Raw genomic sequence first — 13,292 nt, 5'->3', positions numbered from 1 at the left:
TCACCAGCGGCCTTGAGGTGGTATGGACCCCCACGCCGACCAAGTGGGACAACAGCTACCTGGAGACCCTGTACAAATACGAATGGGAGCTGACCAAGAGTCCCGCGGGTGCATGGCAATACGTCGCCAAGGATGCCGAGCGGGTCATCCCCGATCCGTTCGACCCGTCGTCGAAGCGCCTCCCGACAATGCTGACGACCGACCTGTCGATGCGGATGGACCCGATCTACGGGAAGATCACCCGACGCTGGTTAGAGCACCCTGAGGAACTCGAGGAGGAGTTCGCCAAGGCGTGGTACAAGCTGTTGCACCGGGACATGGGGCCGGTTTCGCGCTACCTGGGGCCCTGGGTTCCGGAGCCGCAGCTGTGGCAGGACCCCGTTCCCGAGGTCGATCACGAACTCATCGACGAGGCGGACGTCGCCGCCCTCAAGGGCAAGCTGCTCGAATCGGGCTTATCGATCTCCCAGCTGGCCACCACCGCTTGGGCGTCGGCGGCGACCTTCCGCGGCACCGACAAGCGAGGCGGGGCCAACGGCGCCCGCATTCGCCTTGCGCCGCAAAAGGATTGGGAGGTCAACAACCCGCCTGCACTTGCCAAGGTGCTACCGGTGCTAGAGCGGATCCAGCAGGACTTCAACAACTCACAGTCCGGTGCCAAGTTGGTCTCGCTGGCTGACGTGATCGTGCTGGGTGGTTGTGCAGCGGTCGAGCAGGCCGCGAAGAAGGCCGGGTTCGACATCACGGTCCCGTTCTCGCCGGGGCGTACCGACGCCTCGCAGGAGCAGACCGACGTGGAGTCGTTCGCCGTGCTCGAACCGAAGGCCGACGGGTTCCGCAACTACCTGCGGGCCGGCGAGAAAACGTCGCCGGAGCACTTTCTGGTGGACCGGGCCTACATGTTGAACCTGACCGCTCCGGAGATGACCGTCCTGATCGGCGGCATGCGAGCGTTGGGCACCAACTACGGCCAAACCAAGCATGGTGTGTTCACCGACCGGCCCGAGACGTTGACCAACGACTTCTTTGTCAACTTGCTGGACATGGACAACGAGTGGAAGGTTTCCGAGTCGACGGAAAACGTCTACGAGGTTCGCGACCGCGCAACCGGCGAGCTCAAGTGGACCGCCACCGCGGTCGACCTGATATTCGGGGCGAACTCCGTGCTGCGCGGTTTGGCCGAGGTCTACGGCGCTGACGACGCGCAGGAGAAGTTCGTGCGCGACTTCGTCGATGCCTGGGTCAAGGTGATGAACCTCGACCGCTTCGACCTGCGCTGATCAATAACCGCTAAGCGGCACCTCGCGAGTCATCATCAGGGCTCGCGGGGTGCCGTGCATTCTCGCCGAATAGCCGGGAAATAACAGCCATGGCCGACCGTTTACCCTTCAACTGGCCGAACGGCAAACGCGCGGCACTGAGCATCTGCTTCGACGACGCCCGCCCGAGCCAGCTGGACAACGGGATAGAGATCCTGGCCCGATATGGATTGGCCGGCACCTTTTACGTGCTGCCCGACGTGGTGCGATCGCGGCTGGCCGACTGGAAACACGTAGTCGCGGCCGGGCACGAAATCGGCAACCATACCGTGACTCACCCCTGCAGCGGCAACTTCGCGTTTTCCCGCCGTAACGCCCTTGAGCACTACACCTTGGAGCGGCTGGAACGCGACGAACTGCTGGCAGCCAACGACGCGATAGAGGAGCTTTTGGCAACTTGGCCAAGGACATTCGCTTACCCGTGCGCGCAGCGCTTTGTCGGTGCCGGCGAACAGACACAGAGTTACGTGCCGCTTGTGGCCCGGCATTTCACCGTCGGGCGCGGCGGGTTCGACGAGGTGCCCAACGACCCGACGATCTGCGACTTGGCTCAGATCACGTGCCTTGACATGGACGGCGCGAGCCCGGAGCGGCTGCGGTCGCTTGTGCAGTGGGCGCTCGACGAAGGCCGGTGGCTCGTCGCGGCCGGCCACGATGTCGGGGATGCGAAGCGACAGAGCGTTCCCCAGAGCAGCCTCGAGGCGCTCTGCCGATACGCCCGAGAGCCGCATGCCGAACTGTGGGTGGACACCGTCGTTGCGATCGGGTCGTTCCTGGCGCAACAGCGCGATCACGGCCGCTCGAAATGCTGGTAGTCGATGGGTGACTTCCAATAGCCACCCCACCGCCAGCCCCGATCGGTGAAGACATGCGTGGCCGGATCGCGATCGTGCAGAACGCCGGGGTCGGTGCGGCTGCGGTCCAGGTATGCCGCCGCGTTCTTCGGTACGTATACGCCGCTGGCGTCGACGGACGGGTTAAGAAGCGGGTTGACGTCAATGGCTCGCCCGTACGCGTGCAGAGACCATGCGTCACTACCCGGGATGCGCCTGCAGTTGAACGCCGACGTGTTGTTGTCCTCCATCGATAATTCGTCGGCTGCGGCCGGGTAGTGCTCGACGGTACGGACCTTCTCGATCGGAAAGCGCAGTTGGTAAAGCTGCTCGAAGACCGCGATGACTTCGGCCACCAGCTTTTCGTTCACGATCAGCTCGCCGCTGTGCGTCTGTTCGTCCATTCCGACGTGGTTGACCTTCACCCGCCGTAACTGCCCGGGTTTAACCGGGCAATCCGGCTGCCAGCTTGCGCCCAGCTCGGCGGCGGTAACGGGGCGAACCGTCGCAGCCGCTGGTGTAGGTGGCGCGGCAGCAGATATCGCGGGAGAGGATGGCGGCGTTGCGGCCGGAGGCGGCGGCACGGCGGTGCAATGCGGGGCCACCGCGCCGGCTGCAGTCACCATCGCCAGTGCGGCGACTCTCCGCCGGGCCCTCATCGATCCCCGCCGAGCACTCACCACGGATTCCTCCCACCTGCGGGACAGGCTAGCGCGGGCCCGAATGTGCCGGCGAGGTGTCAGACCGATAGTGCATGGTCGCGGTAGGCACGACGAGAGGGGACGTGGCAATGTGCTGGATGTGTGACCACCCGGGTAGCACCACAGACGACTACGTATCACCCCAGCGAGCGGCTCGATTGTTGAACATTGTTGGCGAACGATCCGTGCGTGATGGCCCACCGAGACCCGGCGACCAGATCGATATTCGCCCCGGCCCGATCCTCGAGGTAGTCGAGGTGGAGCATCCGGATGCCCAGATGAATTGCGCCGCAGCCATTTGCGGTAGTGAGGTGAGGGCGTTGCAGTTGGTCTGGGCTGACGAGCATGGACGCTGGCCCTGGCGTCCCGGCTTCAACGATGGTCGCGGCCGACAGCCGGTGCTTGGTCTGCGAGCAACCGTGGATTGACCTGCGATCGGCCTACTGGTCTGGCGCATGCCGGTCGGGTCGGTTAGCGGTTATGCGCATACCAAGGCACGATCGGTGAAAGCCAGCTTCACTCGCTACCCTGGATGACTCGTGGGCTTGTCTGCGCCGGCAACCGAGCGACCAACTGCCGTGGAACCACGCCGAATGGTGTCGCCGTGGGTTCGCTGGGGCGGTCCGTTGGTCTTGGTCGTCGCGTTACTGCTCTACGCCGTGGTGTACGTGCACTGGCCTCGGCAGGCTGTGCAGGTTGACCTGCAGGTATACCGCTTTGGTGCAATACGGGTGCGAGAGGGCCTGGACCTTTATTCGATCGGATTGACCGGCAATCCGAGAGAGTTGCTGTTTATTTACCCGCCGTTTGCCGCACTCTGCTTTTTGCCACTGGCCCTTATGGTCGAGGTCTCGGCTCAGGCGTTGTGGTTGCTGGTCATGTGCGTCCTGGTGATCTATGTGGTATGGCGCATGCTCAAATCGCTTGAGGTCACCCCGGCGAACGGATTGTGGAGCATCACCGCGCTGTTGGTGGGCCTTATCGCATGGCTGGAACCGTTTCGGCTTTCGCTGCAGCTCGGACAGATCAACATCGCCATCCTCGCGATCGTCGTCGCCGATCTGCTCGGGCCCGCTCAGCGCAAGTGGGCCGGAATTGGAATCGGGCTGGCGGCCGGCATCAAGTTGACCCCGGCCTTGTTCATCATCTACCTGGCCGCGATCGGGCGCCTGCGTGCCGCACTGATGGCCACCGCGACATTCGCCGCTACCGTCGTCGTCGGATTCGCGGTGCTACCAAAGGAATCCGGTTACTACTGGCTGCGACGAGGTTTCCACGACGTCCGGCGGATTTCACACGATCCGTTTTCCAATACCACTGTGGAGGGCTTGCTGCACCGTCTTCACTGTCCCGCTGTGCTGGCCACCGGGGCATCCGTTGGGCTGGCTGCTATTGCCCTGGCGCTCGCCGCGATCGCATACCGGCACGGCCATGCCGTCCTGGGAATCGCGGTGGTTGGAATGGCTTCGGCTGCCGTTTCGCCGTTCAGCTGGAGCCATCACTGGGTATGGTTCGCACCGCTGATCGTGCACCTCGGGTATCAGGCGTACATCCGGCGCAGCAGGTACGCGGGGTGGACCTTGTGGCTGTTGGCCGCTCTCCTCGCAGGCTGGTTCACCTCCGCGCCCGGCGGCGACATCCGCGAGGCGAGCGTGCTTTCGCTGCGGCCCGGCGGGGTCTGGAACGACATCGTTCCCGGCACCTACGTCTTCGTGTTCCTCGCCGTGCTGATTCGCACCGCGGCCTGGCTGTGGCGCGAACCGACAACCGTTCCCGAGCCGACGCCGGATCGTGAGCCGCAACTTGCGCTACAGGCGCGGTGAGGTCAGCCCGGCCAGCAACTCCAGCAGCGCCGAGGTCACCTCCTGCCTGCCCAACGCACGTGCAGAACCGGCGGTTTGCGAAACACCAAACCGCGCGGCGCATTCGGTTGCTCATCGTCGAGGCGCAGGCCGGGAAGCCGATCCAGGAGTCGAGCGACCGCGATCGTGGTTTCGGTTCTGGCGAGCTGAGCGCCTAGGCAGAAATGCGGTCCCTGAGCGAAAGCCAGATGGAGCCGAGCATTGGCCCGGTTGATGTCCAACCGGTCGGGCTCGGCGAACACACTCGGATCGCGGTTGGCCCCGGCAAGCGATACGACCACCAGATCACCGCGCTGAATGTGCGCATCCGCCAACTCGACGTCGCAGGTGGCATATCGGTCGACGGAGGCGGCGGCCGGCTCGAGGCGGATCGATTCCTCGATTGCGTTGGGCAAGAGATCACTTCGCGCGCGCACTCCAGCCAATGCCTCGCTGTCAGCAAGCAAATGCCAGACCGCGTTGAGGATCATGCCTTCGGTGGTGTCGACACCACCGAACATCAGCACCGCCGCGTTCGACGCCACCTCGTCGGGGAAAAGACCGTTCGGCGTCCTTGCCGCCTGCGCCAGCAGTGAGCAGGAGTCGTCGAGGGCCGCCAGCACGACGGAGCGCAGCTGGCCGAACGCGTCTGCCGCGGCCGCGTTCACCGGTCGCCCGCCCGTTGCCTCCGACACCGCAGCCACGATCGCCGCATACCACCTCAACACCGCATCGGTGTCGACGCCTCGCAGGCCCAGCGCTTCGGTGGCGATTGCGACGGCGAGGGGACCGGCGAACTGCCGGCGCAAGTCCGCGCGGCCTGCCGGTTGCATCGCGGAGATCAGCCGATCGGTGTGCGCCTCGATCAATGGGGTGAACCGCTCGCGGACACGCGCCGGGTGAAATGGTCGCGCGAAAGCGTCACGGTGACGCACGTGGGCGACGCCGTCGAGCGAGAGCATGCTCGGACCTACCACCCGGGACGTGGAAAACCGGGGATCGTCGACGGTGAAGGTGGCGGGATCGCGCACCACCCGCACCGCAAGCGCGTACCGAGTGACCAGCCAGCCGCCCAGCGCGGCGAGCCACGTCACCGGCTCGGTTGCCCGCAGCCGTGCCAGCAGCGGGTGCGGGTCTTCCTCCAGCTCGCGCAGCGTCGCCGCTTGCCCAATCGGAAACTTTTCGATGGCGATACCCGCGCTCAGTACAGCGGCGACCACGCCGAAGTCCGCAGCAGCCGGCTCTCCCACTGGTCGCGGTACTTCAAGGCCTCGAACATGTAGCTGCCCGGCCCTCGCCGTTCCGACGGCAGGTCAGTGGTCAGCAGGTGCACGAGCGCCGCATAGTCGTTAGACGGGTCGATTTTCTGCCACAGCATGGCCTCGCGGCGTTTGTAGCTGCCGTGTGCCACCTGGAAGCACGCTTGGATGTCGAGCAGCCGCATACCCGCCGGCGCCTGGGAGAGCGGTCGGTAGTAGATCTCATCCCAGGAGCGGATGTAGTCGTCCAGTGGAGCGTAGGGCCAGCCGGTGTCCTCCATGAACAAGCTCAACGGGTGCATAGCACCGTCGGTGGGCACGCTCGCTAAGTCCACCTGCTGCAGCGGTGACCACTCGACCGGCAGCACAATCTTGCCGGTCACTTCGTGGCGCAGGGTGTCCAGCTCGCGCATCCATGGCGCCAGATCCCCGGAGTCGGCGCGGCGGGCCAGGTTCTCCCACGCCGCGCCATCGGTGATGGCGGTGATGGTGACGACGTTGTAGGACACCCCAGAGCCGTGGGCGTGGTTGGTGTACCAAAGCAGCCGTGCATCGTCGCCCTCGGCCAATGTGGGCATCCAGCCGTCCCGGTAGGCCGCCTCGAAATCTTCTTCGCGCGCGCCGATCACCCGATGGGTTTCGTGAAGGAACAGCACGGCGACTCCTCTCGGGTTCAGGGTCCGTCTGCGATCAACACGGCGAGCTGGCGGCGGTTGACCTTGCCGGTTTCGCTGTAGGGAATGTGGTCGACGATCGCCAGCCGTTCGGGCAGCTTGAAATAGGCGAGCAGCTCACGGCAATGCGAGCGCAGTTCTTCGAGAGTGACAGGCGTTCGCGCCACCACCGCGGCCCCGACCCGCTGGCCCATCTCGTCGTCGGCGATCCCAGCCACCGCCACGTCGCGGACCGCGGGATGGCTGCGGATTGCGTCCTCGACCTCGATCGGCCCGAACTTCTCTCCCCCGCGGTTGATCGTGTCGGTCAGCCGGCCCTCGGGATAGATGTAGCCGTCGCGGTCTTGGCGGGCAAGGTCACCGGTATGCAGCCAGCCGCCGGTCACGTTCTGGCTGGTGTTGACCCAGAGTTCGCCGACATTTCCCGGTTCGACGTGCGAGCCCGTGTCCGGGTCGACCACCCGCACTTCAACCCCGGGCAGTGGCCGGCCTACCGATCCCACCCGATTGGGGTCGCGATGATCCTCGGGCGACAGCGTGGTGTAGGCGCCCAGGGTCTCGGTCTGGCCAAAGACGTTGGCAAAAGCCACGTTCGGCAGTGCCGCCATGGCTCTGTGCACCAGCGCGACGGGCGCAGCGGCCGCCCCGTAGGCGATCGCGACGAGTGAGCTGAGGTCGGAGCGGGCGAAATCGGGATGATCGAGGATCCGCTGCAGCATTGTTGGCACCAGAAACGCGGTGCTCACCCGATGCTTTTGCACTAGGCGCAACCATTCTCCGGCGTCGAATCGGTCCTGCACCACCGACGTATTGCCCGAGTACAGGCTGTCGAGCAGGCCCAGCGCGCCGCCGACGTGGAAGAACGGCACGCACATGATGCTGACTGTGGGTGCCGCGTCGGGCCGAAAAGCCGTGCTGAATCCGGTGATCCGTGCACTCAACTGTGCGTGGCTGATGCCGATCGCCTTCGGCAGCCCGGTCGTGCCGCTGGTGAATAACACCAAAGCGTCACGATCGTCGACGTTTTCGGCGGCCAGCGGCGTGTCAAGCTGACTGTCACCCAACAGATCTGAGGCAGCCAACGCCTTAACCGCACCCGCTTGACACAGCCGATCCGCGTAGGCCTCCCCAGCAACACCGACATCGGCGCACCCGGCATGTTCCAGCAGCATCCGCAGCTCCGGCGGTCTCAGGGCGGGGTTCATCAGCGCGGCCGAAGCGCCGATCCGCGCCGCACCCACCACTGTCGCTATCGACACCAGGCTTCCAGCGTCGACGACCGCAACGCGTTTGCCGGCCAACCCGTTTGCGGCCAGGGCGGCCGCGCATCGGTCCACCGCGGTTGCCAGCTTGCTGTAGCTAACGACGCGACCACGCACGATCAGCGCAGGGCGGTTGGGATCGCCGACCGCGGCGGCCTCGAGGATTGTGCCGATGTTCATGCGCTCAGTACAGGGGCGACCACGACGAGGTCCGCAGCAGTCGGCTGGTCCACTGATCGCGAAGGTCGAGCGCGTCGTGCATCCAGGTCCCCGGAGCGCGCTGCTCCGGCGGAATCTCGGTGCGGATTAGCTTAAGCAGGGCGTCGGGCTGGTTGATGCGCTGCATCAGCGCTACCTCCCGGCGCAGGTGACTGCCCAGGGCCGGCCGGAAGGCAGCTTCGATGGTGAGCATGGCCGCCGGCCGGTCGAGGCTCTTGGCGTACACCTCACCGCAGCGGTCGATGTATTCGCTGAATTTATCTGCGAAGGGCCACATGGTGTCTTCCATGTAGAGCGTCAGCTCATGCTGGCGGCCATCGACCGGAACCTGCTCGAACAGCACGTCTTGCAGTGGCGACCACGGCAGCGGCATCAGCAGCTTGGCTTCGACGTCGTAGCGGAGTTCGTCGAGCTTGCGCATCCATTGCCGCAGATCGCCTGTCTGTACCCGCAGTGCCAGGTGCTCCCAGGCCGTTCCGTCGCGAACGGCGGTGACGGTGACGACGGTGTAGGAGGGGCCGCTGCCGTGGGCGTGGTTGGCGTACCACAACAACCGGGCCTCGTCGCCGGCGCCCAGCACTGGCATCCAGGCTTCGCGGAAGGCAGCCTCGAACTCGTCTTCGGCGCGGCCACGCACCTTGTGCACCTCGTGCATGAACAGCATGCCGAGACCTCCCAAAGCGGCGGCGCCCGCTGCGTGCCGCGCTTCCCGCACGCTATTCCGCCTGGCTCGCTCTGTCCACGGCCGTTCGGCAACGCACACAGATCTAGACAGCGACGGCGCGAATCTGATTTGCTCAGACGGCACCCAGTTCACCTGCAGGAAGTCGCCCATGGCGCGGATCGAAGTCCCTGACGGTCCCGGCGGCGAGGCCGCGATGGTCTGGACGCTGCGACCGGAGCTTGGCGGGATGGTGCAGCGGATGATCAAGGGTTCCTACCAGCAAAGCATCCTGCCGCCGGAGGAACGCGAACTGGCCAGGATGCGTATCGCGCAGATCAACGACTGCATTGCCTGCTCGGACTTTCGCGCACCATCGGTGCTACAGGCCGGCCTCGCCCCTGAGCTTTACCAGCACGTCGCGGCATATGCCACCTACCCTGGCTATACGCCGCGGCAACGCCTTGCCATCGAATACGCCGAGCGTTTTGCCACTGACCATCCCTCGATCGAGGACGCGTTCATCGCACGGATGCGAGGGCTGTTCACCGATGCAGAAATCCTCGACCTCACGCTGTGCATTGCGGTGTTCCTCGGTCTCGGTCGCACGTTGACGGTGCTCGGCATCGACCAGTCCTGCGCGATCGACGTCTGAGCGACCGGTGGACATCGCCTCGGTCGACGAATTGCTCACCACCACCCGGGCGGTGCGCAAGCGCCTCGACGTGACCAGGCCTGTCGCGCGTGAGGTGATCCTTGAGTGCGTGCGGCTGGCGATGCAGGCGCCGACGGCAAGCAACGCCCAGGACTGGCGTTGGCTGGTGATCACTGATGCCGACAAGCGCGCCGCCATCGCCGAGATCTACCGAAGCATCGGCGCCCAGTACCTCCCCCATGCCGCGGCCACCGAGACAGATCCACAGACCCGGCGCGTCTATCGGAGCGCCCAAGCCCTCACCGAGACGCTGGCCCAAGTGCCCGTCCACGTCATTCCGTGTCTGCAGCGTCGCTTCGATGAAAGCGACCGGCTGGTTGCCGCATCGGCGTGGGCGTCAATCATCCCGGCCGCCTGGAGCTTCTTGCTCGCCCTTCGCTCACGCGGCTTGGGATCCGTTTGGACCACAATGCATTTGGCCAAGGAGCGGCAGGTGGCCGAGCTGCTTGGCATACCCGCAACGGCCACGCAGGCTGCGCTGTTCCCCGTTGCCTACACGATCGGCAGCCAGTTTCGACCCGCATCGCGGCCACCCGCCGAGACGGTGACCTTTTGGAATACCTGGGGAGAACACTGATGCGCTCATACACAGTGCGATTCCATGTCGACGCGCCGCCGGAAAAAGTGTGGCGCGTGCTGCACCCACCGGCGCCGCCGAACTCTCCGCGGCCGCGGATCCTCAAGTGGCCCACCGGCAGCATGGAGATTCTGCACGAAGGTGACGAAGCCGGTCAGGGTTTGGTCCGTACCTGTGTCTTCGCCGTGCCCAAGTACTTGTTCTCGGGCGGCAAGGGACGGTCGTTCGAGACCGTGACCGAGGCAAAGCTCAACAAACTCTCACGCTACGTGGCAATCGGGAAGCCGCTGTGGTCGCGCGCGGAGGGTTACCACGAGCTCGAGGAACAACCCGACGGCACCACGGTGCTCACCTTTCATGAGGACTATCACGCTTACAACCCGGTGCTGCGGTTCCTTTTCGAGCGTCCCGTGCACTCCAAAATCTCGCGGGACAACCTTGATACTTATGAGCACGCACTGAGCTACGCCGGCCCAGTTCGGCGGCTCCCTTAGCATCGCGAAATCGGGACGCGAAAGTCCTTTCTTAGCAAAGTATTAAGCACTGCTGCCGGTCACCTTATATTCGGCGCATACCGTTCGAATCAGGTTGACGACGTGCTCGACCCAGCGAATCGGCAACGCCGTTGAGAAGTGAGGTAGTCGCATGACCGTTTCGACTAGTACGGTGGCGGACCTCACGCCGCGCTACCGCAACCCTGTGTTCGACTGCGGTGCGGCCCGGATCCGGACCCAATGTCGCCATTTGGCCACCGTGGTGACGATCAGCGGTGCTGTCGACGCCGGAAACGTCGATCGTGTCAGCGAGTACAGCAGGCGCTTCGTCCTCGAGGACAATCCCTTTGTCTTCGACCTCAGTGGTGTCGATTGCTTCGCTGCGCAAGCCGTTTGGTTATTGCACCGCGTCGATGACGAATGCTGCCGCGCTGGAGTCGAGTGGGCGCTGGTCCCAAGTCGTGCGGTATTGCAGATCCTGTGGATCACCAAAGAGGACGGCGTTTTTCCAGTCGTGGAATCGGTGCACGAGGCGCTCCGGCACTTCGCTGACGTCATCGCTACGCGCCGTCGCGTCCTCCTGCCCCTGCTTACCAGGTCCGCATAGCAGCAGCCTCCGCTACGGCGTACGCTGCTGTTTCATGGTGCTGAAGAAAGCAGCGATCATCGCCGCCGGCGCCGTGCTCCTTGGTTGCGCCGGGTCCATCGGCGTCGTCAGTGCCGACCCTTCTACCCCGACGCCCGCACCGCATCAACCCTCTGGATCACCTGGACCGCCTGGACCGCCGGCACAGGCTGCAGCGCCTGGACCCAAGACCACCATCGACCATGACGGCACCTTTACGGTGGGAACCGACATCGTGCCGGGCGTCTACACGTCCGCCGGACCGGCGCAGGGCCATACCTGCTACTGGAAGCGGACCAACGGCAGCGACATCGTCGACAACGCTATGAGCAAGAAGCCTCAGGTCGTGCAGATTGACCCGACCGACAAGACGTTCAAGACAGACGGCTGCCAGCCGTGGCAGAAGAACGACGCCGCCAGCGTCGACCCCGGCAAGTCCCCGGCAGAAGTCAAAACGCAGATGGACATCCTCAACGCTATCGTCGGCGCGCACGGCGGAGCACAACCGCCAAAGCCCTGACCAGGGCTGCATACCGCGGACCACCTTGGGGAATGGAGACCGTCGAGTACGCCCCCGGCCGCTTGGTCGATCTTTTCGGTGACCCCGCGCAAACGACCGTGTTGATGTGGCATGGCCAGCAGACCGACGCTCGCGCTGCGATGCGCCCACTTGCTGATCTCGTTGCCCGGAACGGCCTCCGCGTGGTGGCGCCTGACTGGAACTCGCACGCCGAAGACGGTGGACGTATCGATCTGCTGCGGTCGGTGCAGTTCGCCCGAGACCGCGCCGCCGATCCCGAACGACTCGTGCTCGTCGGCTGGTCACTGGGAGCGGTGGCAGCGGCCGCGTTGACCATTCGCGCGCCAGACCTCGGCGTGCGGCTGGCCCACACCGTATGCCTTGCCGGCGCGTTCATGGTCCCCGACCCGATCTTCGGCGAAGACCTCGAAGCCAAGCTGCCCGGCGACTCCGACCGTCCACCGTTCACCCTGTTGCACGGCATTGACGACGACGTGGTCCCGCTAGCGGCGAGCCGGGCCTTCGCCTCGCTCCTCGAGCAGCACCACTGGCCGGTCGAAGTGGTCGAGCTCGCCGCCGACCATGGCTCGATCGCGGGCGCAACCTACGACCCGACCGCTGATCGCTACTCGGCCGCCCAAGACCCGCGCACCTTGGCCGTCGCAACCGACGTGGCGGGCCGGATCGCGACCGCCGCCGGGTGTGCGGACAACTCATAGAAGTGCCGCGACAAATGCCAGCACAGCGACACCCAACGCGACAACGCCGATCAGCACCAACAGCGAGCCGGAGGCCGTCAACTTCTCAGAGCGGGCCGCCTGCTTATTGAGCATGACGTTGACGCTTCCGGGAACGCGTCGGAAAAGGTCTCGCCACGACACCCGCGACGCGGCCCGCTTGACTCCCGTCGGATCACTGTGGGTGCGGTTGTGCGGCGCCACCCCAACGCCGTTCGCGAAGAGTACAAACCCGGCGGTGAACACCACAACGCCGCCGATGAGGAGCACCACCGCAACCCACAGCATGCTGTCCTCCTCCACGTGCCGGGCGCTACTCGACTCTGCGTTGCACTGATGCGCATTCTTTAAACGTCTCTCGTGGCGCATTCGGTCTTGGCGAAGATGCCGTCCGAGTACCACCGTTCGGCAGCGGGTACCCAGGGCCGAGGATCGGCGAAAGGCGTCTTGCGATGCGAGTGGTCGTTGTCGGTGCCACCGGCAACATCGGTACCAGCCTCGTGGAGGTACTTGCGGCCGATGAACAGATCGACACCATCGTCGGCGTCGCCCGTCGTCGGCCGCAATGGCAGCCGCCAAAGACGACCTGGATTCAGGCTGACGTTTGCCATGACGACCTTGAAACACAGTTTCACGGCGCTGACGCCGTCGTCCAACTGGCCTGGATTTTCCAGCCCACCCGCGACGAGCTGGCGACCTGGCGCAACAACGTCCTGGGCAGCATGCGCGTCTTTGACGCCGCCGCCCGTGCCGGTGTGGGCACGCTGGTATATGCCTCGTCGGTAGGCGCCTATTCCCCTGGGCCGCAAGACCACAGGGTCGATGAGTCCTGGCCTACTCACGCGCTGCCGACCG

At 64.9% G+C, this 13,292-nt stretch carries 17 protein-coding genes; 11 read left to right on the top strand and 6 right to left on the bottom strand.

The window, feature by feature from the left end; translation table 11 throughout:
* Together ACFE99_RS15220 and ACFE99_RS15215 are read left to right on the top strand one after the other, a co-directional pair.
* Positions 1 to 1,280: peroxidase family protein (locus ACFE99_RS15220; protein ID WP_375486663.1), on the top strand; the 1,280-nt coding region annotated here is incomplete at its 5' end.
* 89 nt (positions 1,281 to 1,369) lie between these two features.
* Entirely contained in the window at positions 1,370 to 2,134 is a 765-nt protein-coding gene (locus ACFE99_RS15215; protein ID WP_375486660.1) for a polysaccharide deacetylase family protein, read from the top strand.
* Here the strand turns inward: ACFE99_RS15215 and ACFE99_RS15210 are convergent.
* Positions 2,110 to 2,778 (bottom strand): M15 family metallopeptidase, encoded by a 669-nt coding sequence (locus tag ACFE99_RS15210; RefSeq protein ID WP_375486666.1) that lies wholly within the window; start codon positions 2,776 to 2,778, stop codon positions 2,110 to 2,112. The two genes, ACFE99_RS15215 and ACFE99_RS15210, sit on opposite strands and share 25 nt — an antisense overlap.
* Positions 2,779 to 2,906: 128 nt before the next feature.
* Here ACFE99_RS15210 and ACFE99_RS15205 point away from each other — a divergent pair, with 128 nt between their 5' ends.
* Both ACFE99_RS15205 and ACFE99_RS15200 read left to right on the top strand, forming a co-directional pair.
* The gene (locus tag ACFE99_RS15205; RefSeq protein WP_375486658.1) at positions 2,907 to 3,281 is read left to right on the top strand and encodes a DUF4262 domain-containing protein; all 375 of its coding nucleotides are present in this window, start codon (positions 2,907 to 2,909) and stop codon (positions 3,279 to 3,281) included.
* 150 nt (positions 3,282 to 3,431) lie between these two features.
* Complete coding sequence (locus tag ACFE99_RS15200; protein WP_375486656.1) at positions 3,432 to 4,676, top strand: glycosyltransferase 87 family protein; 1,245 nt, start codon at positions 3,432 to 3,434, stop codon at positions 4,674 to 4,676.
* Positions 4,677 to 4,711: 35 nt separating this feature from the next.
* Here the strand turns inward: ACFE99_RS15200 and ACFE99_RS15195 are convergent, their stop codons facing one another.
* Genes ACFE99_RS15195 through ACFE99_RS15180 form a run of 4 tightly spaced genes read right to left on the bottom strand, consistent with a single transcriptional unit; the run spans position 4,712 to position 8,772 of the window.
* On the bottom strand, positions 4,712 to 5,914 hold the full coding sequence (locus ACFE99_RS15195) for a cytochrome P450 (RefSeq protein WP_375486654.1): 1,203 nt from the start codon (positions 5,912 to 5,914) through the stop codon (positions 4,712 to 4,714).
* Positions 5,896 to 6,609 carry a hypothetical protein gene (locus ACFE99_RS15190; RefSeq protein ID WP_375486652.1) on the bottom strand — a complete coding sequence of 238 codons (714 nt, stop codon included), beginning with the start codon at positions 6,607 to 6,609 and terminating at the stop codon, positions 5,896 to 5,898. Before ACFE99_RS15190 ends, ACFE99_RS15195 begins: the two co-directional genes overlap by 19 nt.
* A 17-nt stretch (positions 6,610 to 6,626) precedes the next feature.
* Positions 6,627 to 8,069 carry a class I adenylate-forming enzyme family protein gene (locus ACFE99_RS15185; protein WP_375486650.1) on the bottom strand — a complete coding sequence of 481 codons (1,443 nt, stop codon included), beginning with the start codon at positions 8,067 to 8,069 and terminating at the stop codon, positions 6,627 to 6,629.
* A 4-nt stretch (positions 8,070 to 8,073) separates the two neighbouring features.
* On the bottom strand, positions 8,074 to 8,772 hold the full coding sequence (locus tag ACFE99_RS15180; RefSeq protein ID WP_375486648.1) for a hypothetical protein: 699 nt from the start codon (positions 8,770 to 8,772) through the stop codon (positions 8,074 to 8,076).
* 169 nt (positions 8,773 to 8,941) lie between these two features.
* On the opposite strand from ACFE99_RS15180, the gene ACFE99_RS15175 reads away from it, so the two are divergent.
* The 6 genes from ACFE99_RS15175 (at position 8,942) to ACFE99_RS15150 (ending at position 12,419) form a co-directional block, all read left to right on the top strand.
* Positions 8,942 to 9,424 carry a carboxymuconolactone decarboxylase family protein gene (locus ACFE99_RS15175; protein WP_375486646.1) on the top strand — a complete coding sequence of 161 codons (483 nt, stop codon included), beginning with the start codon at positions 8,942 to 8,944 and terminating at the stop codon, positions 9,422 to 9,424.
* 7 nt (positions 9,425 to 9,431) lie between these two features.
* Positions 9,432 to 10,061: a nitroreductase family protein gene (locus ACFE99_RS15170; RefSeq protein ID WP_375486644.1), complete on the top strand. Its 630-nt coding sequence runs from the start codon at positions 9,432 to 9,434 to the stop codon at positions 10,059 to 10,061.
* Positions 10,061 to 10,555: an SRPBCC family protein gene (locus ACFE99_RS15165; RefSeq protein ID WP_375486642.1), complete on the top strand. Its 495-nt coding sequence runs from the start codon at positions 10,061 to 10,063 to the stop codon at positions 10,553 to 10,555. Before ACFE99_RS15170 ends, ACFE99_RS15165 begins: the two co-directional genes overlap by 1 nt.
* Positions 10,556 to 10,706: 151 nt before the next feature.
* Positions 10,707 to 11,162: an STAS domain-containing protein gene (locus ACFE99_RS15160; RefSeq protein WP_375486640.1), complete on the top strand. Its 456-nt coding sequence runs from the start codon at positions 10,707 to 10,709 to the stop codon at positions 11,160 to 11,162.
* Positions 11,163 to 11,196: 34 nt separating this feature from the next.
* Positions 11,197 to 11,700, top strand: a complete 504-nt coding sequence (locus ACFE99_RS15155) for a hypothetical protein (protein WP_375486638.1) — start codon at positions 11,197 to 11,199, stop codon at positions 11,698 to 11,700.
* Between the two features lie 32 nt (positions 11,701 to 11,732).
* The gene (locus ACFE99_RS15150; RefSeq protein ID WP_375486636.1) at positions 11,733 to 12,419 is read left to right on the top strand and encodes an alpha/beta hydrolase; all 687 of its coding nucleotides are present in this window, start codon (positions 11,733 to 11,735) and stop codon (positions 12,417 to 12,419) included.
* On the opposite strand, the gene ACFE99_RS15145 is transcribed toward ACFE99_RS15150, so the two are convergent.
* Positions 12,414 to 12,725 (bottom strand): hypothetical protein, encoded by a 312-nt coding sequence (locus ACFE99_RS15145; RefSeq protein ID WP_375486634.1) that lies wholly within the window; start codon positions 12,723 to 12,725, stop codon positions 12,414 to 12,416. The genes ACFE99_RS15150 and ACFE99_RS15145 overlap by 6 nt on opposite strands.
* 164 nt (positions 12,726 to 12,889) lie before the next feature.
* Between ACFE99_RS15145 and ACFE99_RS15140 the strand changes: the two genes are divergently transcribed.
* A partial coding sequence (locus tag ACFE99_RS15140) for an NAD-dependent epimerase/dehydratase family protein (RefSeq protein ID WP_375486632.1) occupies positions 12,890 to 13,292 on the top strand: 403 nt, incomplete at its 3' end.

Source organism: uncultured Mycobacterium sp., from assembly GCF_964249325.1.
GTDB lineage: Bacteria > Actinomycetota > Actinomycetes > Mycobacteriales > Mycobacteriaceae > Mycobacterium.
The sequence above is the reverse complement of the archived record's forward strand: the minus strand, read 5'-3'. Positions and strand labels throughout refer to the sequence as shown.